The sequence below is a fragment of the Pseudomonas fluorescens genome (assembly GCF_902497855.1).
GTDB classification, from domain to species: domain Bacteria; phylum Pseudomonadota; class Gammaproteobacteria; order Pseudomonadales; family Pseudomonadaceae; genus Aquipseudomonas; species Aquipseudomonas fluorescens_BI.
The window spans coordinates 15,510-34,706 of sequence record NZ_CABVHU010000015.1 but is presented as its reverse complement, the minus strand read 5'-3'; the positions used below and the strand labels follow the sequence as shown (position 1 = coordinate 34,706).

18 protein-coding genes are annotated in these 19,197 nt (G+C 63.0%); 13 read left to right on the top strand and 5 right to left on the bottom strand.

The features are described 5' to 3' along the window. The first annotated feature begins 217 nt into the window (after positions 1-217). From ccoN to F8N96_RS25860, 13 genes are all read left to right on the top strand, one after another. Entirely contained in the window at positions 218-1,660 is a 1,443-nt protein-coding gene (gene ccoN, locus F8N96_RS25925) for a cytochrome-c oxidase, cbb3-type subunit I (protein WP_150800227.1), read from the top strand. Continuing rightward, on the top strand, positions 1,660-2,268 hold the full coding sequence (gene ccoO / locus F8N96_RS25920) for a cytochrome-c oxidase, cbb3-type subunit II (protein WP_018925301.1): 609 nt from the start codon (positions 1,660-1,662) through the stop codon (positions 2,266-2,268). Before ccoN ends, ccoO begins: the two co-directional genes overlap by 1 nt. 5 nt (positions 2,269-2,273) lie before the next feature. Beyond that, a complete protein-coding gene (locus tag F8N96_RS25915) occupies positions 2,274-2,459 on the top strand; it encodes a CcoQ/FixQ family Cbb3-type cytochrome c oxidase assembly chaperone (protein WP_003175465.1) in 186 nt (61 codons plus the stop codon). Further along, complete coding sequence (gene ccoP / locus F8N96_RS25910; RefSeq protein WP_150800226.1) at positions 2,456-3,439, top strand: cytochrome-c oxidase, cbb3-type subunit III; 984 nt, start codon at positions 2,456-2,458, stop codon at positions 3,437-3,439. Before F8N96_RS25915 ends, ccoP begins: the two co-directional genes overlap by 4 nt. A gap of 224 nt (positions 3,440-3,663) precedes the next feature. Then, positions 3,664-3,906 carry a hypothetical protein gene (locus F8N96_RS25905; RefSeq protein ID WP_150800225.1) on the top strand — a complete coding sequence of 81 codons (243 nt, stop codon included), beginning with the start codon at positions 3,664-3,666 and terminating at the stop codon, positions 3,904-3,906. A gap of 274 nt (positions 3,907-4,180) precedes the next feature. Continuing rightward, positions 4,181-5,596: a cytochrome c oxidase accessory protein CcoG gene (gene ccoG, locus F8N96_RS25900; RefSeq protein WP_150800224.1), complete on the top strand. Its 1,416-nt coding sequence runs from the start codon at positions 4,181-4,183 to the stop codon at positions 5,594-5,596. 11 nt (positions 5,597-5,607) lie between these two features. Next, positions 5,608-6,147 carry a FixH family protein gene (locus F8N96_RS25895; protein WP_150765886.1) on the top strand — a complete coding sequence of 180 codons (540 nt, stop codon included), beginning with the start codon at positions 5,608-5,610 and terminating at the stop codon, positions 6,145-6,147. A gap of 134 nt (positions 6,148-6,281) precedes the next feature. Beyond that, complete coding sequence (locus F8N96_RS25885; RefSeq protein ID WP_150800222.1) at positions 6,282-8,732, top strand: heavy metal translocating P-type ATPase; 2,451 nt, start codon at positions 6,282-6,284, stop codon at positions 8,730-8,732. Between the two features lie 23 nt (positions 8,733-8,755). Continuing rightward, entirely contained in the window at positions 8,756-8,974 is a 219-nt protein-coding gene (ccoS, locus tag F8N96_RS25880) for a cbb3-type cytochrome oxidase assembly protein CcoS (RefSeq protein WP_150765888.1), read from the top strand. Further along, positions 8,967-9,650: a sulfite exporter TauE/SafE family protein gene (locus F8N96_RS25875; protein WP_150800221.1), complete on the top strand. Its 684-nt coding sequence runs from the start codon at positions 8,967-8,969 to the stop codon at positions 9,648-9,650. Before ccoS ends, F8N96_RS25875 begins: the two co-directional genes overlap by 8 nt. 194 nt (positions 9,651-9,844) lie before the next feature. Then, the gene (gene hemN, locus F8N96_RS25870) at positions 9,845-11,227 is read left to right on the top strand and encodes an oxygen-independent coproporphyrinogen III oxidase (protein ID WP_150800327.1); all 1,383 of its coding nucleotides are present in this window, start codon (positions 9,845-9,847) and stop codon (positions 11,225-11,227) included. Between the two features lie 94 nt (positions 11,228-11,321). After that, positions 11,322-12,056: a fumarate/nitrate reduction transcriptional regulator Fnr gene (gene fnr / locus F8N96_RS25865; protein WP_128869390.1), complete on the top strand. Its 735-nt coding sequence runs from the start codon at positions 11,322-11,324 to the stop codon at positions 12,054-12,056. Positions 12,057-12,135: 79 nt separating this feature from the next. Next, on the top strand, positions 12,136-12,684 hold the full coding sequence (locus F8N96_RS25860; RefSeq protein ID WP_150800220.1) for an adenine phosphoribosyltransferase: 549 nt from the start codon (positions 12,136-12,138) through the stop codon (positions 12,682-12,684). A 136-nt stretch (positions 12,685-12,820) separates the two neighbouring features. Here F8N96_RS25860 and recR read toward each other — a convergent pair whose 3' ends face one another. From recR to F8N96_RS25835, 5 genes are all read right to left on the bottom strand, one after another. Then, on the bottom strand, positions 12,821-13,423 hold the full coding sequence (gene recR / locus F8N96_RS25855) for a recombination mediator RecR (RefSeq protein WP_150765892.1): 603 nt from the start codon (positions 13,421-13,423) through the stop codon (positions 12,821-12,823). A 131-nt stretch (positions 13,424-13,554) separates the two neighbouring features. Beyond that, positions 13,555-14,850 carry an FAD-dependent monooxygenase gene (locus tag F8N96_RS25850; protein ID WP_150800219.1) on the bottom strand — a complete coding sequence of 432 codons (1,296 nt, stop codon included), beginning with the start codon at positions 14,848-14,850 and terminating at the stop codon, positions 13,555-13,557. Continuing rightward, on the bottom strand, positions 14,847-15,524 hold the full coding sequence (locus F8N96_RS25845; protein ID WP_150800218.1) for a S8 family serine peptidase: 678 nt from the start codon (positions 15,522-15,524) through the stop codon (positions 14,847-14,849). Before F8N96_RS25845 ends, F8N96_RS25850 begins: the two co-directional genes overlap by 4 nt. Continuing rightward, complete coding sequence (locus tag F8N96_RS25840; protein WP_150800217.1) at positions 15,514-17,232, bottom strand: ABC transporter ATP-binding protein; 1,719 nt, start codon at positions 17,230-17,232, stop codon at positions 15,514-15,516. Before F8N96_RS25840 ends, F8N96_RS25845 begins: the two co-directional genes overlap by 11 nt. After that, a complete protein-coding gene (locus F8N96_RS25835) occupies positions 17,232-19,136 on the bottom strand; it encodes a sigma-54-dependent Fis family transcriptional regulator (protein ID WP_150800216.1) in 1,905 nt (634 codons plus the stop codon). The genes F8N96_RS25840 and F8N96_RS25835 overlap by 1 nt, the downstream gene beginning before the upstream one ends. Between the last annotated feature and the right edge of the window lie 61 nt (positions 19,137-19,197).

The window sequence follows — 19,197 nt, the reverse complement described above, 5'->3', positions numbered from 1 at the left end:
ACCCCGTTACATCTGACCTGACCCCCTCATCTTTTTCGTCCACTGCGACATTTTGTCCGGGGCCAATTTTGTCCCTACGCGGCGCATGGAAAGGCCGCAGAATCAGCTTTTGAAAGCATTGACCAGGGTCATGGCGCGTTGCAATGACCCCCCGCTTTCTCCATACTTGCGGCCGATTTTTACTCCTAATAAAACACCCAAACCGTGGAACCTTAGAATGAGCACAGCAATCAGTCCGACTGCTTATAACTATAAGGTAGTCCGCCAGTTCGCCATCATGACGGTGGTCTGGGGGATCCTTGGCATGGGGCTCGGTGTCTTCATCGCCTCGCAACTGGTCTGGCCGGAGTTGAACTTCGGTCTGGCATGGACGAGCTTTGGACGCCTGCGCCCGCTGCACACCAACCTGGTGATTTTCGCCTTCGGTGGTTGTGCACTGTTTGCCACTTCTTATTACGTCGTGCAGCGAACCTGCCAAACGCGACTGATTTCCGACAGCCTCGCCGCCTTCACCTTCTGGGGTTGGCAAGCGGTGATCGTCGGCGCGATCATTACCTTGCCGATGGGTCTGACCACCACCAAGGAATACGCGGAACTGGAATGGCCCCTGGCTATTCTGCTGGCCATCGTCTGGGTCACCTACGGTCTGGTGTTCTTCGGCACCATCGTCAAGCGCAAGACCAAGCACATCTATGTGGGTAACTGGTTCTACGGTGCCTTCATCGTCGTGACCGCGATGCTGCACATCGTCAACCACGCTTCCCTGCCGGTCAGCTTCTTCAAGTCCTACTCGGCTTACGCCGGTGCGACTGACGCGATGATCCAGTGGTGGTATGGCCACAACGCGGTCGGTTTCTTCCTGACCACCGGCTTCCTGGGGATGATGTATTACTTCGTGCCGAAGCAGGCCGAGCGTCCGATCTACTCTTATCGTCTGTCGATCGTGCACTTCTGGGCGCTGATCACCCTGTACATCTGGGCCGGTCCGCACCACCTGCACTACACCGCACTGCCGGACTGGGCTCAGTCCCTGGGCATGGCGATGTCGATCATCCTGCTGGCACCAAGCTGGGGCGGCATGATCAACGGCATGATGACCCTGTCGGGCGCCTGGCATAAGCTGCGCACCGACCCGATCCTGCGTTTCCTCGTGGTATCGCTGGCGTTCTACGGCATGTCGACCTTCGAAGGCCCGATGATGGCCATCAAGACCGTCAACTCGCTGTCGCACTACACCGACTGGACCATCGGCCACGTACACGCCGGTGCATTGGGCTGGGTAGCAATGATCTCGATCGGTGCGATCTACCACATGATCCCGAAACTGTTCGGTCGCGCGCAGATGCACAGCATCGGCCTGATCAACACCCACTTCTGGCTCGCGACCATCGGTACCGTGCTGTACATCGCTTCGATGTGGGTCAACGGCATCACCCAGGGTCTGATGTGGCGTGCAATCAACGACGACGGCACCCTAACCTACTCGTTCGTCGAAGCGCTGCAAGCCAGCCACCCAGGTTTCATCGTTCGCGCCCTGGGCGGTGCGTTCTTTGCCAGCGGCATGCTGTTCATGGCCTACAACGTATGGCGGACCGTACGTGCCTCGAACCCGGCTGAAGCCAAAGCTGCTGAACAGATTGCTGTAGTTGGAGCTCACTGATGAAGCATGAAGCAGTCGAGAAGAACATTGGCCTGCTGGCCTTCTTCATGGTTATCGCCGTCAGCATCGGCGGCCTGACCCAGATCGTTCCGCTGTTTTTCCAGGACGTCACCAACAAGCCGGTCGAAGGCATGAAGCCTCGCACCGCCCTTGAACTGGAAGGCCGCGACATCTACATCGCCAACGGTTGTGTCGGCTGCCACTCGCAGATGATCCGCCCGTTCCGTGCTGAAACCGAACGTTACGGCCACTATTCGGTCGCCGGTGAAAGCGTCTGGGATCACCCGTTCCTGTGGGGTTCCAAGCGTACCGGTCCGGACCTGGCCCGTGTTGGCGGTCGTTACTCCGATGACTGGCAGCGTGCGCATTTGTACAACCCGCGCAACGTCGTGCCCGAGTCGAAAATGCCGGCCTACCCGTTCCTCGTGGAAAACAAGCTCGACGGCAAAGACACCGCGAAGAAAATGGAAGTCTTGCGCACGCTCGGCGTCCCTTACACCGACGAAGACATCGCCGGCGCAAAGGATGCTGTGAAGGGCAAAACCGAAATGGACGCGCTGGTGGCCTATCTGCAAGGCCTGGGCACCATCATCAAAAGCAAACGGTGATTTAGATGGATATCGGGATGATTCGTGGCCTGGGCACCGTTGTTGTGATGGTGGCCTTTATCGGTCTGGCGTTGTGGGTGTTCAGCCCCAAGCGCAAGTCGGAGTTTGAAGACGCGACCTTGCTGCCTTTCGCGGATGATCCCGAAGCCATCAAGCACGTCGAGCAAGCTTCTAGGAGTAACAAAGAATGACTACATTCTGGAGTCTGTACGTCACAGTCCTCACTCTCGGCACTATCTTCGCCCTGACCTGGCTGCTGCTGGCTACCCGCAAGGGCCAGCGCGGCGAGTCCACAGAGGAAACGGTTGGCCACGCCTACGACGGGATCGAGGAGTACGACAACCCGCTGCCAAAATGGTGGTTCATGCTGTTCGTGGGCACCATCATTTTCGCCTTGGGCTACTTGGTGCTGTACCCGGGCCTGGGCAACTGGAAAGGCCTGCTGCCGGGCTATAACTACCTCGATAACGACAAGCAGACCGCGTTCGCCAATGGCCAGACCGGCTGGACCGGCGTTCACGAGTGGGAAAAGGAAATGGCCAAGTCGGACGCCAGGTTCGGCCCGATCTTCGCCAAATTCTCGTCCATGCCCATTGAAGAAGTGGCCAAGGATCCGCAAGCCCTGAAGATGGGTGGCCGCCTGTTCGCCTCCAACTGCTCGGTCTGCCACGGTTCCGACGCCAAAGGCGCCTATGGCTTCCCTAACCTGACCGACGCCGACTGGCGCTGGGGTGGCGAAGCGGAGACCATCAAGACCACCATCATGGGCGGTCGTCACGCGGTGATGCCGGCCTGGGCCGAAGTGATCGGCGAGCAAGGCGTTGCCGACGTTGCCGCGTTCGTGCTGACCAACCTCGATGGGCGCAAGCTGCCGGAAGGCGCCAAGGCCGACCCGGTTGCCGGGCAGAAACTGTTCGCCGCCAACTGCGTGGCATGCCACGGGCCGGCTGGCAAAGGGACGCCAGCCATGGGCGCCCCTGACCTGACCCACCCGGGTGCGTTCATCTACGGCTCGAGCTTCGCTCAGCTGCAGCAGACCATCCGTTACGGTCGTCAGGGCCAGATGCCTGCGCAGGAACAGCTGCAAGGCAACGACAAGGTCCACCTGCTGGCCGCTTACGTCTACAGCCTGTCTCACGGTGAGAAGGCTCCGGTGGCGGATGCCCAGTAACGCTTGATGCAGTAAAAAACGGCCCTGCCAATGAGAATTGGCGGGGCCGTTTTGTTTGGGGCCTGGATGAACCCACCTTTCACACATTGAAACCTATATTCGATAGGCCCGCGTGGCGACCAGGGGTAACGTCGATCCACCTGGTGGCCGGAAGCGGGCAATCCCTGCGACTCCGGTCACTCAGGGACAAGGGAATACCTCATCGAGAACAAGGAGTTCATCAAATGTCCAAAAACAAGCAAAACCGACCCACAACCTGTTATTTCCCGGAATCCAGAGTCACCCCGCAGACCACTCCAGACACGGAGGTTTCGCCGCCGATCGACGCGGATGCTCCAGCGCAAGCCCCTGCAACCGCAGGTATTTCGAGTCGTCGCGCCAACTTTGCCGCTCCCGGGGACAGAGACGACAAAAAGCGCACCAAGGGTAGCGGGCTGGACAGCCTGGGAGGTGGTCGCCTGGATTGAGCAGTACTCGTACACGGGTGCAGTGGCGACCCGCTGCGCCCTCAGGCTTGAAGGCGTCGTCCATCGGCGAGCAGTAGCGTTCGGCTACAGTCAATTGACCTGCATCATGTTTTGTTACATCTGCTACACCATTCAAGATTTTTCCCCAACGCGACCAAAGGTCGCACCCTTGAGCCAGAGCGACAGGCGTATCATTGCGCCACTGCTACACCTTTTTTGACCGCGGTCGGCATGTACTGACCGGGGCATTTTTCCACTGCCGTGGGATGCAATGATGAGCAACCAGATTCCGGTACACGACGTTACCCCGCCTGCCAAAAACACCAACAACAGCGTCGACCTCTACGCCTCTCGGGAAAAGATCTACACCCGCGCCTTCACCGGCCTGTTCCGCAACCTGCGGATGATGGGCGGTGCCGGGCTGTTCCTGCTGTATTTCGGTACGGTCTGGCTGAACTGGGGTGGCCATCAGGCCGTCTGGTGGAACCTGCCGGAGCGCAAGTTCTTCATTTTTGGCGCGACCTTCTGGCCCCAGGACTTCATCCTGCTCTCGGGGATCCTGATCGTCAGCGCCTTCGGCCTGTTCTTCATCACCGTGTATGCCGGGCGGGTCTGGTGTGGCTATACCTGCCCGCAGAGTGTCTGGACCTGGATTTTCATGTGGTGCGAAAAGGTCACCGAAGGCGACCGCAACCAGCGCATCAAGCTCGACAAGGCGCCGATGAGCGCCAACAAGTTCCTGCGCAAATTCAGCAAACACGCGCTGTGGCTGTTGATCGGCTTCGTGACCGGCATGACCTTCGTTGGCTACTTCTCGCCGATCCGCGAACTGACCATCGACTTCTTCACCGGCGCAGCCGATGGCTGGTCCTACTTCTGGGTCGGCTTCTTCACCCTCGCCACCTATGGCAACGCCGGCTGGTTGCGTGAGCAGGTGTGCATCTACATGTGCCCGTACGCACGCTTCCAGAGCGTGATGTTCGACAAGGACACCCTGATCGTGTCCTACGACCCGCGCCGTGGTGAATCCCGTGGCCCGCGCAAGAAAGGCGTCGACTACAAGGCGATGGGCCTGGGTGACTGCATCGATTGCACCATGTGCGTCCAGGTCTGCCCGACGGGTATCGACATCCGCGATGGCCTGCAGGTCGAATGTATCGGCTGTGCCGCCTGCATCGATGCCTGCGACAGCATCATGGACAAGATGGACTACCCGCGCGGCCTGATCAGCTACACCACCGAGCACAACCTGTCCGGGCAAAAAACCAATAAACTGCGGCCCCGCCTGCTCGGCTACGCCACGGTGCTGCTGGCGATGATCGCCTTGCTGGTGACCGCGTTCTTCATGCGTTCGCTGGTCGGCTTCGACGTCAGCAAGGACCGCGTGCTGTACCGCGAGAACGCCGAAGGCCGGATCGAGAACGTCTACAGCCTGAAGATCATGAACAAGGACCAGCGCGACCACACCTACCTGCTGGAAGCCACGGGCCTGCCGGACCTCAAGCTGCAAGGCAAGCGCGAGATCAAGGTCGCCGCCGGGGAGATTTTCAGCCAGCCGGTCGAGTTGTCCAGCGCACCGGAACAACTGCCGTCGAGCACCAACGAGGTGAAGTTCATCCTCAAGGACGCCGATGACGCCAGCATCCACGTTGAAGCCAAGAGCCGATTCATCGGCCCACAAATTCGTTGAGAGAAGTGACCATGCCCGCAGCAACTGCCACAAGTCCCTGGTACAAGCACCTTTGGCCGTGGATCATCATCGCCATCCTGGCCTGCTCGGTGACCCTCACCCTGTCCATGGTGACGATCGCGGTGAACAACCCGGACAACCTGGTCAACGATAACTACTACGAGGCCGGCAAAGGCATCAACCGTTCGCTGGACCGTGAACTGCTGGCCCAGACCCTGCTGTTGCGCGCCAGCGTGCATCTGGATGGCGTGACCGGTGAAGTCGACGTCCGCCTGAACGGCAACAGCGCACCGGCCACCCTGGAGCTGAACCTGATCTCGCCGACCCAGCCGGAGAAGGATCGCAAGATCACCCTCGCCCGCAGCGACACCGAACAGGGCCGCTACATCGGCCAGGTGAGCGACAAGGTCGACGGCCGTCGCTTCGTGGAGTTGCTGGGTGTGCAGGATGGCAAAACCTGGCGCATGTTCGAGGAAGAACAGGTCAGCCATGACAAGGATCTGCTGCTGGGTGATGAGCCGCTGCAAGGCGCTGAAGACCTGAAAAAGTAAGCACCCACTGATCGCTCCCACGCTCTGCGTGGGCACGCAGCCAGGGACGCTCCGCGTCCCAGCCAAAGCGGACGCGGAGCGTCCGGGGAGGCATTCCCACGCAGAGCGTGGGAACGATCATCGGACCACGCCTCATGACCACGCCTACCCCCTGCTATCACTGCGCCCTACCCGTCCCGGCCGGCAGCCGCTTCACCGCTGCCGTCCTCGGTGAAACCCGCGAGTTCTGCTGCCCGGGTTGCCAGGCCGTGGCCGAGGCGATTGTCGCCGGGGGCCTTGAAAGCTATTACCAGCATCGCAGCGAAGCCTCGGCCAACCCCGAAGCCTTGCCCGTACAACTGGTGGACGAGCTGGCGCTGTACGACCGCGCCGACGTGCAACAACCCTTCGTTCGCCACGAAGGCGACCTCGCCGAAACCACCTTGTTGATGGAAGGCATCAGCTGCGCCGCCTGTGGCTGGCTGATCGAGAAACACCTGCGCGGCTTGCCGGCCGTGGCCGAAGCACGCCTGAACCTGTCCAACCATCGCCTGCACGTACGCTGGGCCGATGCGCAATTGCCGTTGAGTCGGGTATTGAGCGAATTGCGCCACATCGGTTACGCCGCACACCCTTATCAAGCCGACCGCGCCAGCGAACAACTGGCCAGTGAAAACCGCCTGGCCCTGCGCCAGCTCGGGGTCGCCGGCCTGCTGTGGTTCCAGGCGATGATGGCGACCATGGCCACCTGGCCGGAATTCAATATCGACCTCAGCCCCGAACTGCACACCATCCTGCGCTGGGTCGCGCTGTTCCTCACGACGCCGATCGTGTTCTACAGCTGTGCGCCCTTCTTCAAGGGCGCCATGCGCGACCTGCGTACCCGGCACCTGACCATGGACGTCTCGGTATCGCTGGCGATCGGCAGCGCCTATATCGCCGGAATCTGGACCTCGATCACCGGGGTCGGCGAACTGTACTTCGATGCCGTCGGCATGTTTGCGCTGTTCCTGCTGGCCGGGCGCTACCTGGAACGCCGCGCCCGGGAGCGGACTGCCGCCGCCACCGCGCAGCTGGTCAATCTGTTGCCCGCCTCTTGCCTGCGACTGAGCGCTGACGGCCAGAGCGAGCGGATCCTGCTCAGCGAACTGCGCGTGGGCGATCACGTGCTGGTGCATCCCGGCGCGATCCTCCCGGCCGACGGCAAGATCCTCGAGGGCCAGTCGAGCATCGACGAATCCCTGCTCACCGGCGAATACCTGCCGCAGTCACGGCTGCCGGGCGATGCGGTCACCGCCGGCACCCTGAACGTCGAGGGCGCGTTGACCGTGCAAGTGCTGGCCCTCGGCCAGGACACCCGATTGTCCGCCATCGTCCGCCTGCTGGACCGTGCCCAGGCCGAAAAGCCGCGGCTGGCGGAAATTGCCGACCGCGCCGCGCAGTGGTTCCTGCTGCTGTCGCTGATTGCCGCCGCCGTCATCGGTCTGGTCTGGTGGCAACTGGATTCGTCACGGGCGTTCTGGATCGTGCTGGCGATGCTGGTTGCGACGTGCCCGTGCGCCTTGTCCCTGGCCACACCGACCGCCCTGACCGCCGCCACCGGAACGCTGCATAGACTCGGCCTGTTGCTGACGCGCGGTCATGTGCTGGAAGGCCTGAACCAGATCGACACGGTGATTTTCGACAAGACCGGCACCCTCACCGAAGGCCGCCTGGCGCTGCGCTCGATCCGCCCGCTCGGGGCGCTCGACAGCGATCAATGCCTGAGCCTCGCCGCCGCCCTGGAAAACCGTTCCGAACACCCGATCGCCCGCGCTTTCGGCCGGGCGCCGCTGGCCGCTGAAGAAGTCGACAGTACGCCGGGCCTTGGCCTCCAGGGCATGGTCGGTGAACAGCGTTTGCGTATCGGCCAACCGGGATTTGTCTGCGAACTCAGTGGTGCCGCCGTGCCCGCCATGCCGGATGAAGCCGGCCAATGGTTGCTGCTCGGCAACCACCAGGGACCGCTGGCCTGGTTTGTCCTCGACGACCGTTTGCGCAGCGACGCCCCCGCGCTGCTCGCCGCGTGCAAGGCCCGCGGCTGGCGCACGTTGCTGCTGTCCGGCGACAGCTCGCCGATGGTGGCCAGCGTGGCGGCTGAACTGGACATCGACGAAGCCCGTGGCGGCTTGCGTCCGGACGATAAATTGCAGGTCTTGCAACAACTGCACAAGGAAGGGCGCAAGGTGCTGATGCTCGGTGACGGGGTCAACGACGTGCCAGTGCTGGCCGCCGCCGACATCAGCGTGGCGATGGGGTCGGCGACGGACCTGGCGAAGACCAGTGCCGATGCGGTGTTGCTGTCCAACCGGCTCGACGCACTGGTGCAAGCCTTCAGCCTGGCCCGGCGCACTCGGCGGGTAATCATCGAGAACCTGCTGTGGGCCGGGCTGTACAATGGCCTCATGTTGCCCTTCGCCGCCCTCGGCTGGATCACCCCGGTATGGGCTGCGGTCGGCATGTCCATCAGTTCGTTGACCGTGGTGCTGAACGCCCTGCGCCTGACTCGCCTGCCGAGCGCGCCTGCCGCCAGCGCCACGCCACAAACCCGCCCGCTGCCGGCCTGAGCCGCGCGGGCATGGAGTGACCCATGCCAGCTCTCTACGTGATGATCCCGGCCGCGCTGCTGATCGTGGCCATTGCGATCTACATTTTCTTCTGGGCGGTCGACAGCGGTCAGTACGACGATCTGGACGGCCCGGCCCACAGCATCCTGTTCGACGATCAGGACCCGAACCACCAGGCGGCGGTCGACGAGGCCAGCGGCCAGCCGGCCAAACCGGACGACAAGGCGCCTCCGCATGCTTGAGTTGGCGCCCCTGTTGGTGTCTGCGGTGATTCTCGGCCTGCTCGGGGGCGGTCATTGCCTGGGGATGTGCGGCGGCCTGATGGGCGCGCTGACCTTGGCGATTCCCCAGGAACAGCGCAGCCGACGCTTTCGGTTGCTGCTGGCCTACAACCTGGGACGAATTCTCAGCTATGCCGCTGCCGGCCTGCTGATCGGACTGGCCGGATGGGCGGTGGCCAACAGCCCGGCCGCGATGTTCATGCGCGTCATCGCCGGATTATTGCTGATCGCCATGGGCCTGTACCTTGCCGGGTGGTGGAGCGGCCTGACCCGCATCGAAAGCCTCGGTCGCGGCCTGTGGCGGCACATCCAGCCGGTTGCCAACAAGTTGCTGCCGGTGTCGAGCCTGCCCCGCGCGCTGCTGCTGGGTGCGCTCTGGGGCTGGCTGCCCTGCGGACTGGTCTACAGCACGCTGCTGTGGTCGGCAAGTCAGGGCAATGCGCTGGACAGTGCGCTGCTGATGCTCGCGTTCGGTCTGGGCACCTGGCCGGTGCTGCTGGCCACGGGGCTGGCGGCCGAACGGGTCACGGCGCTGTTGCGCAAGCGCAGCGTGCGTATGGCCGGTGGGTTGCTGGTGATGCTGTTTGGTATCTGGACCTTGCCTGGGCCGCATCAGCATTGGCTCATGGGTCATTAGATCGGCGGCGCGCCCTTCGCGGGCAAGCCTCGCTCCTACAGGAGTTCGCGATCCCTTGTAGGAGCGAGGCTTGCCCGCGAAGAGGTCCCCACTGCCAACACACATCCCGACCGTTGATACAAATCAAGATGCCCCTGCGCCCCGCCCCCCAGACTCGCCACCACAGCCAGCCTATCCGGGGGAATGCCCGCATGATGCTCGACGCCATTCGTTGGGACACCGATCTGATCCGCCGCTATGACCTGGCGGGCCCGCGCTACACCTCCTATCCGACCGCCCTGCAGTTCGACGACCATGTCGGCACCTTCGATCTGTTCCACGCCCTGCGTGACAGCCGCAAGGCCCAGCGTCCGTTGTCGCTCTATGTGCATGTGCCCTTCTGCGCGAACATTTGCTACTACTGCGCCTGCAACAAAGTCATCACCAAGGACCGCGGCCGGGCCCTGCCCTACTTGCAGCGCCTGGAACAGGAAATCCAGCTGATCGCCTGCCACCTCGACCCGGCGCAGACAGTAGAGCAGTTGCATTTCGGGGGTGGCACCCCGACTTTTCTCAGTCACGACGAACTGCGCCAGCTGATGGCCCGGTTGCGCAAAAGCTTTAACTTGCTCGAGGATGATTCCGGCGACTACGGCATCGAGATCGACCCTCGCGAAGCCGATTGGTCGACCATGGGCCTGCTCCGTGAACTGGGCTTCAATCGGGTCAGCATCGGCCTGCAGGACCTCGATCCGGCGGTGCAACGGGCGGTGAATCGCCTGCAAAGCCTGGAACAGACCCGCGCGGTGATCGACGCCGCCCGCACCCTGCAATTTCGCTCGATCAACATTGACCTGATCTACGGCTTGCCGAGACAGACGCCCGACAACTTCGCGCGCACGGTCGACGAAGTCATCGCGCTGCAACCCGACCGGCTGTCGGTGTTCAACTACGCGCACCTGCCGGAACGCTTCATGCCCCAGCGGCGCATCAACAGCGACGAACTGCCGACCCCGGCGCAGAAGCTGGAGATGCTCCAGGGCACCATCCAACAGCTGACCGCCGCCGGTTACCGCTACATCGGCATGGATCACTTCGCGCTGCCCGACGACGAACTGGCGATTGCCCAGGAAGAATCGACCCTGCAACGCAACTTCCAGGGCTACACCACCCACGGTCACTGCGACCTGATCGGCCTGGGCGTTTCGGCCATCAGCCAGATCGGCGACCTGTACTGCCAGAACAGCAGCGACCTGACTCAGTATCAGAACGCGCTGGCCTCCTCGCAACCGGCCACCCATCGCGGTCTGCTGTGCAACGCCGATGATCGTCTGCGTCGCGCCGTCATCCAGCAATTGACCTGCCACTTCAGCCTGGAATTTGCCCGGATCGAACACGCCTTCAACATCGACTTTCAAGGTTATTTCGCCGAACTTTGGCCGCAACTGCAGAGCATGGCCGCAGACGGCCTGATCGAACTCGATAACGAAAAAATCAGCGTACTGCCCGCGGGTCGGTTGCTGGTGCGTTCGGTGTGCATGGTGTTCGACGCCTATCTGGGCGCGCAGAATCCCCAGCGATTTTCACGGGTGATCTAGACCCTGCGGCAAAATCGCCAGGCGCTGGCCTGAATGTCCTCCCGTGGGTTACCCTTACGGCTTATGTGTGTTTTTTCCCACAAGGATTGAAGAAATGTCCGAGCCAGTAAAACTGCGCGCTCATAGCCAGGCCCATTGCAAGGATTGCAGCCTGGCCCCCCTCTGCCTGCCACTTTCACTGAATCTGGAAGACATGGATGCGCTGGACGAAATCGTCAAACGTGGCCGCCCGCTGAAAAAGGGCGAGTTCCTGTTCCGCCAGGGCGACACGTTCGATTCCGTTTATGCAGTTCGCGCCGGCGCCTTGAAGACCTTCAGCCTGAGCGATGGCGGCGAAGAGCAGCTCACCGGTTTCCATTTGCCGAGTGAACTGGTCGGTTTGTCGGGCATGGACACCGAAAAACACCCGGTCTCGGCGCAAGCCCTGGAAACCACCTCGGTCTGTGAAATTCCGTTCGAACGCCTCGACGAGCTGGCGCTGCAACTGCCGCAACTGCGCCGACAGTTGATGCGCGTCATGAGCCGCGAGATTCGTGACGATCAACAAATGATGTTGCTGTTGTCGAAGAAAACCGCCGATGAGCGGATTGCGACTTTCCTGGTCAACCTCTCGGCACGCTTTCGCGCCCGGGGTTTTTCGGCCAACCAGTTCCGCCTGAGCATGTCGCGCAACGAAATCGGCAATTATCTGGGGCTGGCAGTGGAAACCGTGTCCCGGGTGTTCACGCGCTTCCAGCAAAACGAACTGATCGCCGCCGAAGGCAAGGAAATTCATATCCTCGATCCGATCCAGCTGTGCGCCCTGGCCGGCGGCTCGCTCGAAGGCTGACGGTAACATTTGCGGCTGAGCGAAAGGGTTCAGCCGCCGTTATACTGCAACGTTTGTAGCCTGCCAGGATTCTTCGACCATGGCCTTCGACGCCTTCGACATCAAATCCCTGATCCGCCCCGTGATCGACTTCCCCAAGCCGGGCGTGATCTTTCGCGACATCACCCCATTGTTCCAGTCGCCCACGGCCCTGCGCCTGGTGATGGACAGCTTCGCCCACCGTTATGTCGAAGCCGATTTCACCCACATCGGGGCGATGGACGCCCGTGGCTTCCTGATCGGTTCGGTGCTGGCCTATCAGTTGAACAAGCCGCTGGTGTTGTTCCGCAAGCAAGGCAAGCTGCCGGCCGACGTGCTGTCCGAGGGGTATGCGACCGAGTACGGCGAAGCCTTCCTCGAAGTCCACGCCGACAGCCTGTGTGAAGGCGATTCGGTGGTGATGTTCGATGACCTGATTGCCACCGGCGGTACGCTGATAGCGGCGGCGAACCTGATTCGGCGCATGGGTGCGCGAGTGCATGAGGCGGCGGCGATCATTGATCTGCCGGAGCTGGGTGGGGCGCAGCGGTTGGAAGATATGGGGATTCCTACTTTTTGCCTGACGCAGTTTGCGTTGGACGATAAGTAGTGCGTTGCCTGCACCGACGCCTTCGCGAGCAGGCTCGCTCCCACAGTTGATCTCGGTCGTACACGAGCGTTGTGTACACAGAAAATCCCTGTGGGAGCGAGCCTGCTCGCGAAGACGTCAGCCCAGACACCACAGATTACAAAGCGATCGGCTTACGCCCCGCAAACGAATGCGCCAACGTCCCGCCATCGACCAGTTCCAGCTCGCCCCCCAAGGGCACGCCATGGGCGATGCGCGAGGCGATCAACCCCTTGTTGCTGAGCAACTGGGCGATGTAGTGCGCCGTGGCTTCACCTTCCACCGTCGGGTTGGTGGCGAGGATGACCTCGGTGAACGTGCCCGCTTCTTCAATTCGCGCCAGCAGTTGCGGAATACCGATGGCCTCCGGGCCCAAGCCGTCGAGCGGCGACAGGTGGCCCTTGAGCACGAAGTAGCGCCCACGAAAGCCCGTCTGTTCCACCGCATAGACATCCATCGGCCCTTCCACCACGCAGAGCAAGGTGTCGTCGCGACGGGTATCGGCGCATTGCGGGCACAGGTCGTCTTCGGTCAGCGTGCGGCACAGCCGGCAGTGGCCCACGCCGTCCATGGCCTGGCTCAGCGCCAGGGCCAGGCGCGAGCCACCGCTGCGATCACGCTCGAGCAGCTGCAACGCCATGCGTTGGGCAGTTTTCTGACCGACACCGGGCAAAATCCGCAGGGCGTCGATCAGTTGGCGAATCAGAGGGCTGAAGCTCATGGGGAAAAGTCCGACAAAACAACGAGACGCGGTTTATACCCGCGCCTCCCCTTGAGCGTCAAATAGCAGCGTCAAATGGCAGGGTCGATTACTCGGCCTGCGCGACCCGAACCGCGCGTGCACCGGAGCGGTCAGGGTTTGAAGCCCTGGGCCAGCAACCAACTGCGAACCACCCGCCCCTGCTCCACCGTTAACCCCGCCAATGCCTGCTGCGCCGATTCGGTACGCAACCGCCGCACCAACGGCGCCAACTCGATCCCTTGTACATGCCAGATGCCCAATGGCTGATCGGCGGTGATCACCACCTCGGCCTCATCGACAAAGCCCTCCCTGAGCACCGGCGCGCGCTCGATCCTCAGCGCGTTGAAATCCGCCTCGGCATGGGCGACCACGGCATCCGGCCACTGTCGCCGCGCCTGCCAGAACGGTTGCCCGGACCAACGCTGCTCATCGGCATAAAAATCGCGCCCGATCCGCGCGAATCGCAAAAACAACTGCTCGACCCGCTGCTGATGAAACCGTTGGGCCAGCGCCGCTCGTTCAGGTTTTCGCAACAGCGTGTTGATCACCGTGGGGGCCTGTAACGCCGAAGACAGGGACTGGAAAATCCCGTTGCCCGACAGCGGGTCCACCGCCATTGCCGCATCGCCGACGCGAATCCAGTGAGCGTCACAAACCTGCGGGCTCAGAATCGCCGTGCTGCTGCGGGCATGCAGCTGTAGATCGTTCTCGGGCCCCGCCGCAAAAAACGCCTGAGCCAACGCCGAGCCCTGGCGCCGCTGACGACAGTAATCGAGCAGTTGCGCCTTGCCTGGCAACCCGGCGCTGGCGACGTCGACCGTCCATTGCCAGTAACACTGACCGTCGGCCCGCCGCGCCATCCAGGCCCAGCCGTCCTCCAGGCTTTCCACGGCGCTGGCGGTGGTGCCCGGCGTACCTTGCCAGCGATTGAGCAGGCTGACCGTCTCCGGCCCGCGCAGGCCTTTGCCAAGCGCAGGCGCCTGCCGGCCCCGGGCCTCCACCAGAAAATCCGCCAGCAGTGCCGGACGCCCTTCGAGCTCGATCCGATGGCCCGCCGCCAACGGGTGCACCGTCAACACCCGGGCTTCGATCAGCTCGACACCCGCCAGGCGCAGGTCCTCACGCAGGCCTCGATCGAAACTCGGGCGATCCACTAGGTATTCGATGTTTTGCGCATGCTGCTGGCCGTTCCACGACACCTGGCGCTGGGAAGGCAACGTCGCATCCGCCAGCGCCTGATTCAGCCCCGCGCCCCGCAATGCCTCGAGCACCCGCACGGAAACGCCTTCCAGCGCGGCAAAGCGGCGCCACTCACTGACCAGTGTTACCGGATAACCGAGCCGCCGCAGCCCCAGCGCAACGGCCGCTCCCGCCGGGCCGGCGCCGAGAATGACAATCGCCGTCATGGGCCGGAACGCCGTTCAGGTCCGCGATAACAAGCGTTTTCGCGCAACCATTCGATGACTTGCTGGTTGCTCGCCTCGGGATGTTCCACCAGGAAACCGGCAATGTGCCCGCTCAAGGCCGCACACCCCAAACTGGCGCCGGACTGCCCCGGATAGGTCCCATGCACACAGGCCGCAAAATCCGCCTGGGCACTGTCGAGCCACGACCATTGCGATTCGGCGCACCGCGCATCGCCGGTGACCCGCAGCACCTGTGGATAATTCGCCGGGAACACACCTTCGCCCTGGGCCGGACTGGACGCACACAGCAGAATGCCCCGCGCCACCGCCGCGGCGCAGGCTTCGCGCAACAGGCTGCGATCCTGGCGCAGGCCCAGGCTCAGGTTGATCAGGCGCACGTCCTGCGCCACCAGCCAGTCGATGGCCGTGGCGATCTGCAAGGCGCTGGTGACTCCTCGCTGGTCGAACACCTGGCCCACGCAAAATACTGCCGCCGGCGCCCGCCGACCGATGGCCTCGATCACGGCGCTGCCGTGGCCGAGCGGATCGTCGCGCAAATCGCTTTCCGCCAGCCCGTCTTCCAGCAACGAGAATCGCCGCCCGGCGACCACCTGCACCCGCTGCACCGCCGAGTGACCACTGTCCACCACGCCAATGCGCAACTCAGGCTTCATGCGGCACCGTTTTCGACGTCAGCACACCGTCGAGCAATTCAAAGCGCAGGTCGGCATCGGCCAGGGTCGAGGGGCGATGGCTGATCAGGATGCGCGTACGGCCGGCAAACAGGCGGTCGATGGCCTCGATCACTTCGCGCTCGGTGGTTTCATCCACCGCCGAGGTGGCCTCGTCCAGCACCAGGATCAGTGGGTCCTGCAACAACGCCCGGGCAATGGCGATGCGTTGCTTTTGCCCGCCGGACAATTGTTGGCCGCGCTCGCCCAATGGACTGTCGAGGCCTTCGGGCAAGGATGCGATCAGGCTGTCGAGTTGCGCCAGCCGCGCCACTTCGGCGATCGCTTCGCGGCTGGCATCCGGTACGGCGTAGGCCAGGTTGTCGGCGAGGCTGCCACGGAACAGCACGATATCCTGACTGACCACGGCAATTCGCCGCCGCAGCTGGAACAGGTCCAGCTCCCGCAAGTCGACCTCCCCCAGCAACACCCGGCCGGACTGCGGATCGTGGTGCCGTTGCAGCAGGTCGATCAGGGTCGATTTACCGACCCCGGAGCCACCGCTCAAGGCGACTTTCAAGCCATAGGGAATACGCGCTTCGATGCCGCGCAAAGTCGTCGGGCGACCCGGATGGCTGAAGTGCACGTCGTCGAAGCGCAGCTCGCCGGAGCTCGGCATCGGCTGCGGCGTAACGGGTGTGAGCACCGTCGGCTCTTCACCGCGCAACTCCATGACCCGCCCGAGGCTGACGGTCATCCGTTGAATCGCGACATACAGGCCCAGCAGGCTCTGCACCGGCCCCACCGCCATGCCCAGGTAGGTGGAAAACGCGATCAGCGCACCCAGCTGCCAGGTGCCCTGCACCACCCAGTAGCCGCCAATCAAAAACGCGCAGGCCCGTGACAGAGACGTCAGCGTGCCCGGTACCGCCTGGGTAAAGAACTCGGTCACTTGCAGTCGCAGCAACTGGCTCATATAGCCCTGGCCCAAGGTTTCCAGGCGTCGCGACTCACGCTGCTGCTGACCGGCGGACTGGATGAATTTCATCACCGGCAAGGTCTCGACCATGAACGAGGACATATCTGCAGAGCGCTCGCGCAACTGCCGCACATCGCGTTCGACCTTGCGCCGCATCCAGCGCAGCCAGAGCACGTCGAGGGGAATCAGCACCAGTGCCAGCAACGAGAGTTGCCATGACAGGGTCACCAGCATCGCCACCGCGACCACCAGGCCGATCACGCTCGACACCGCCGAAAACAGCGAGTCCACGGCAAAGCGCTGGATCTCCGCGACGTCGCCATCGAGGCGCGACATCAGGTCACCGATGCGGCGCTGGCCGTAGAAGTTCGGCGACAGGGTTTGCAAATGCCGATAAAGATCGTCGCGCAGGGCAAACAGAATCCGCCCGGACAGCCGCGTGTGCAGGTAACGATTGATGCCCGACAGCAGCGTGCCGAGCAACCCGGCCAGGATCATCAACCCGGCGATCAGCACCAGCATGGGAAAGTTGCGCGCCAGCAGGCCATCGTCGATCAACAGCTTGGTCAGCCAGGGTTGCACCAGCACCAGCGCCGAGGCACAGGCCGACAAGCCGAGCAGCCCGGCAATCGCCAGCCGATGGGGCCGTACAAAGCTGTACAGCCAGCGCAACGCCGCTTGCAGCGCTGCGGGGTTCTGGCTGTCGATCAGCCGCACGATCAGGCGCTGCATCACGAGCGCAACTGTTTGAGTTTGCGATACAGGGTCGCGCGGCTGATGCCCAGGGCATCGGCGGCGGCCGAGACGTTGCCTTGATGAGTGTCCAGGGACTGGCGAATCAGCTCCAGTTCGTTTTCGCGAATGCTCCCCGATTGAGGGCGTTCGGTGGCGGTCAGCTCGTCGAGCATGCTGTCGGGCAAGTGATCGAGGGTGAGCACCGTATCGCCCGGTTCACGCATGGCCAGCGCGGTGCGCAGGACCATCTCCAGCTGGCGGATGTTGCCGGGCCAGTGATAGGCGCCGAGCAAGCGGCTCAGGTCGTCATGCAGGAGCATCGTCGGCGCGTCGAGCCTGGCCAGCAAGCGCGCGACCAGGCCGTTGAAATCGTCCCGTTCGCGCAGTGCCGGGAGCATCACGCTGATGCCGTTGACCCGGTAGAACAGGTCTTCACGGAAGTGCTTTTCTTCCACCAGGCGCTTGAGGTCGCGGTGGGTGGCACAGATCAGTGCCACGTCGATGTCTTGCTCTTCGCCAGCCCCCAGCGGGGCGACTTTGCGGTCCTGTAGCACGCGCAACAGACGTGCCTGCAGGGCCAGTGGCATGTCGCCGATTTCGTCGAGGAACAAGGTGCCGCCGTGGGCCTGTTGCAGACGCCCGATCATGCCGCCACGCCGGGAGCCGGTGAACGCGCCTTCGCGGTAGCCGAACAGTTCCGACTCGATCAGGCCTTCGGGGATCGCCGCGCAGTTCACCGCGACGAAGGGTTTATCGCAGCGGGTGCCGGCCATGTGCAAGGCACGGGCAATGACTTCCTTGCCGGTACCGGTTTCGCCCAGCAGCAACACCGGCAGTTCATTGGCCAGGCCTTGGCGGGCCATGCGCAAGGCGCGGGCATAACGGACGTTGCTGCCGGCCAGGGCTTCGAGGTCCGGTTGCGGTTTGGCGGTCTTGGCGGTGGTGCGCGGGGGCGTGCTGACGTTGATCGAGCGCTGTGGCGCGCGCAGGGTCTTGTAGAAGAACTCGCCTTTGGCGGTCTGCAGACTGCCGACCCCACCCTGATGCAGGCGCGAGAGCAGTTGCAGGCCGTCGACGCCCAGAAACTCTTCGCAGCGTCGACCGACCAGCGCCGAACGTTCGGCCTGCAGCAACTGGCAGGCCTGGACACTGACCGCGAGAATCTGCCCGCCGAGGCTCACCGCCAGCAGGCCTTGCCAGGGGGATTCGAGGTATTGCCGACGGCTGTGGAACGCCAGCACGATTTCGTCCGGATAGCTTGAGTTGAAGACGCGGCTTTCGATCTGGCTGACGGCCATGGCCAGCAGCGCGGTGCTGTCATGGACGCGGCCCAGCGGGCCTTCGCGGGTCAGGTCGAGCACGCCGAGGATGTCGCCCTGGGGGCAATGGATCGGCACCGAAGTGCAGGAGAAATCGCTCAGGCGATCGAGGTAATGTTCGCCGCAATCGATCATCGTTGGCCGGGCTTCCACCAGCGCGGTGCCCAGGGCGTTGGTGCCGCGGGCGGCTTCGCTCCAGCAGGCGCCGAGGGTGATGTCTTGCAGGCCGCTGCCCTTGAGGCGATCGGCGCGTCCTTCGACGGCCAGGATAGTGGCGTCGGAATTGGCGAGGATGATCAGCCCTTCCTTGCCCTGGCGCTCGGCCAGGTAATCGATCGCCGGCAATGCCGCGTCGATCAGCAGGCGGTTGCTCGCCAACAGCACGTCGAGACTCGCGCCCGATCCCAGCGCCAGTTCGTGCTTGGCATTGAAATGCACGCCATGGCTGAGGCTGCGTCGCCACGAGGCATCGATTTCCGCCCGCAACACCCCATCCGGGACTTCGCCCTCGAGATGGAGTTTTTCCCGGGCCAGCCGCGCTTCGCGGTGCGGCTTGGGTGGAGTTGTTTTTATCAGCGTCATCAAGCGCTCCGGAGCGGTCCGCCCTGCGCTTTTTTAAGATCAGCGCCCTGGCGCAATCTTT

What these genes read in the sequence shown, in the direction of transcription:
- ccoN (WP_150800227.1), top strand. Translation starts at nt 218, where the DNA reads ATGAGCACAGCAATCAGTCCGACTGCTTATAACTATAAGGTAGTCCGC.
- ccoO (WP_018925301.1), top strand. Translation starts at nt 1,660, where the DNA reads ATGAAGCATGAAGCAGTCGAGAAGAACATTGGCCTGCTGGCCTTCTTC.
- F8N96_RS25915 (WP_003175465.1), top strand. Translation starts at nt 2,274, where the DNA reads ATGGATATCGGGATGATTCGTGGCCTGGGCACCGTTGTTGTGATGGTG.
- ccoP (WP_150800226.1), top strand. Translation starts at nt 2,456, where the DNA reads ATGACTACATTCTGGAGTCTGTACGTCACAGTCCTCACTCTCGGCACT.
- F8N96_RS25905 (WP_150800225.1), top strand. Translation starts at nt 3,664, where the DNA reads ATGTCCAAAAACAAGCAAAACCGACCCACAACCTGTTATTTCCCGGAA.
- ccoG (WP_150800224.1), top strand. Translation starts at nt 4,181, where the DNA reads ATGAGCAACCAGATTCCGGTACACGACGTTACCCCGCCTGCCAAAAAC.
- F8N96_RS25895 (WP_150765886.1), top strand. Translation starts at nt 5,608, where the DNA reads ATGCCCGCAGCAACTGCCACAAGTCCCTGGTACAAGCACCTTTGGCCG.
- F8N96_RS25885 (WP_150800222.1), top strand. Translation starts at nt 6,282, where the DNA reads ATGACCACGCCTACCCCCTGCTATCACTGCGCCCTACCCGTCCCGGCC.
- ccoS (WP_150765888.1), top strand. Translation starts at nt 8,756, where the DNA reads ATGCCAGCTCTCTACGTGATGATCCCGGCCGCGCTGCTGATCGTGGCC.
- F8N96_RS25875 (WP_150800221.1), top strand. Translation starts at nt 8,967, where the DNA reads ATGCTTGAGTTGGCGCCCCTGTTGGTGTCTGCGGTGATTCTCGGCCTG.
- hemN (WP_150800327.1), top strand. Translation starts at nt 9,845, where the DNA reads ATGCTCGACGCCATTCGTTGGGACACCGATCTGATCCGCCGCTATGAC.
- fnr (WP_128869390.1), top strand. Translation starts at nt 11,322, where the DNA reads ATGTCCGAGCCAGTAAAACTGCGCGCTCATAGCCAGGCCCATTGCAAG.
- F8N96_RS25860 (WP_150800220.1), top strand. Translation starts at nt 12,136, where the DNA reads ATGGCCTTCGACGCCTTCGACATCAAATCCCTGATCCGCCCCGTGATC.
- recR (WP_150765892.1), bottom strand. Translation starts at nt 13,423, where the DNA reads ATGAGCTTCAGCCCTCTGATTCGCCAACTGATCGACGCCCTGCGGATT.
- F8N96_RS25850 (WP_150800219.1), bottom strand. Translation starts at nt 14,850, where the DNA reads ATGACGGCGATTGTCATTCTCGGCGCCGGCCCGGCGGGAGCGGCCGTT.
- F8N96_RS25845 (WP_150800218.1), bottom strand. Translation starts at nt 15,524, where the DNA reads ATGAAGCCTGAGTTGCGCATTGGCGTGGTGGACAGTGGTCACTCGGCG.
- F8N96_RS25840 (WP_150800217.1), bottom strand. Translation starts at nt 17,232, where the DNA reads ATGCAGCGCCTGATCGTGCGGCTGATCGACAGCCAGAACCCCGCAGCG.
- F8N96_RS25835 (WP_150800216.1), bottom strand. Translation starts at nt 19,136, where the DNA reads ATGACGCTGATAAAAACAACTCCACCCAAGCCGCACCGCGAAGCGCGG.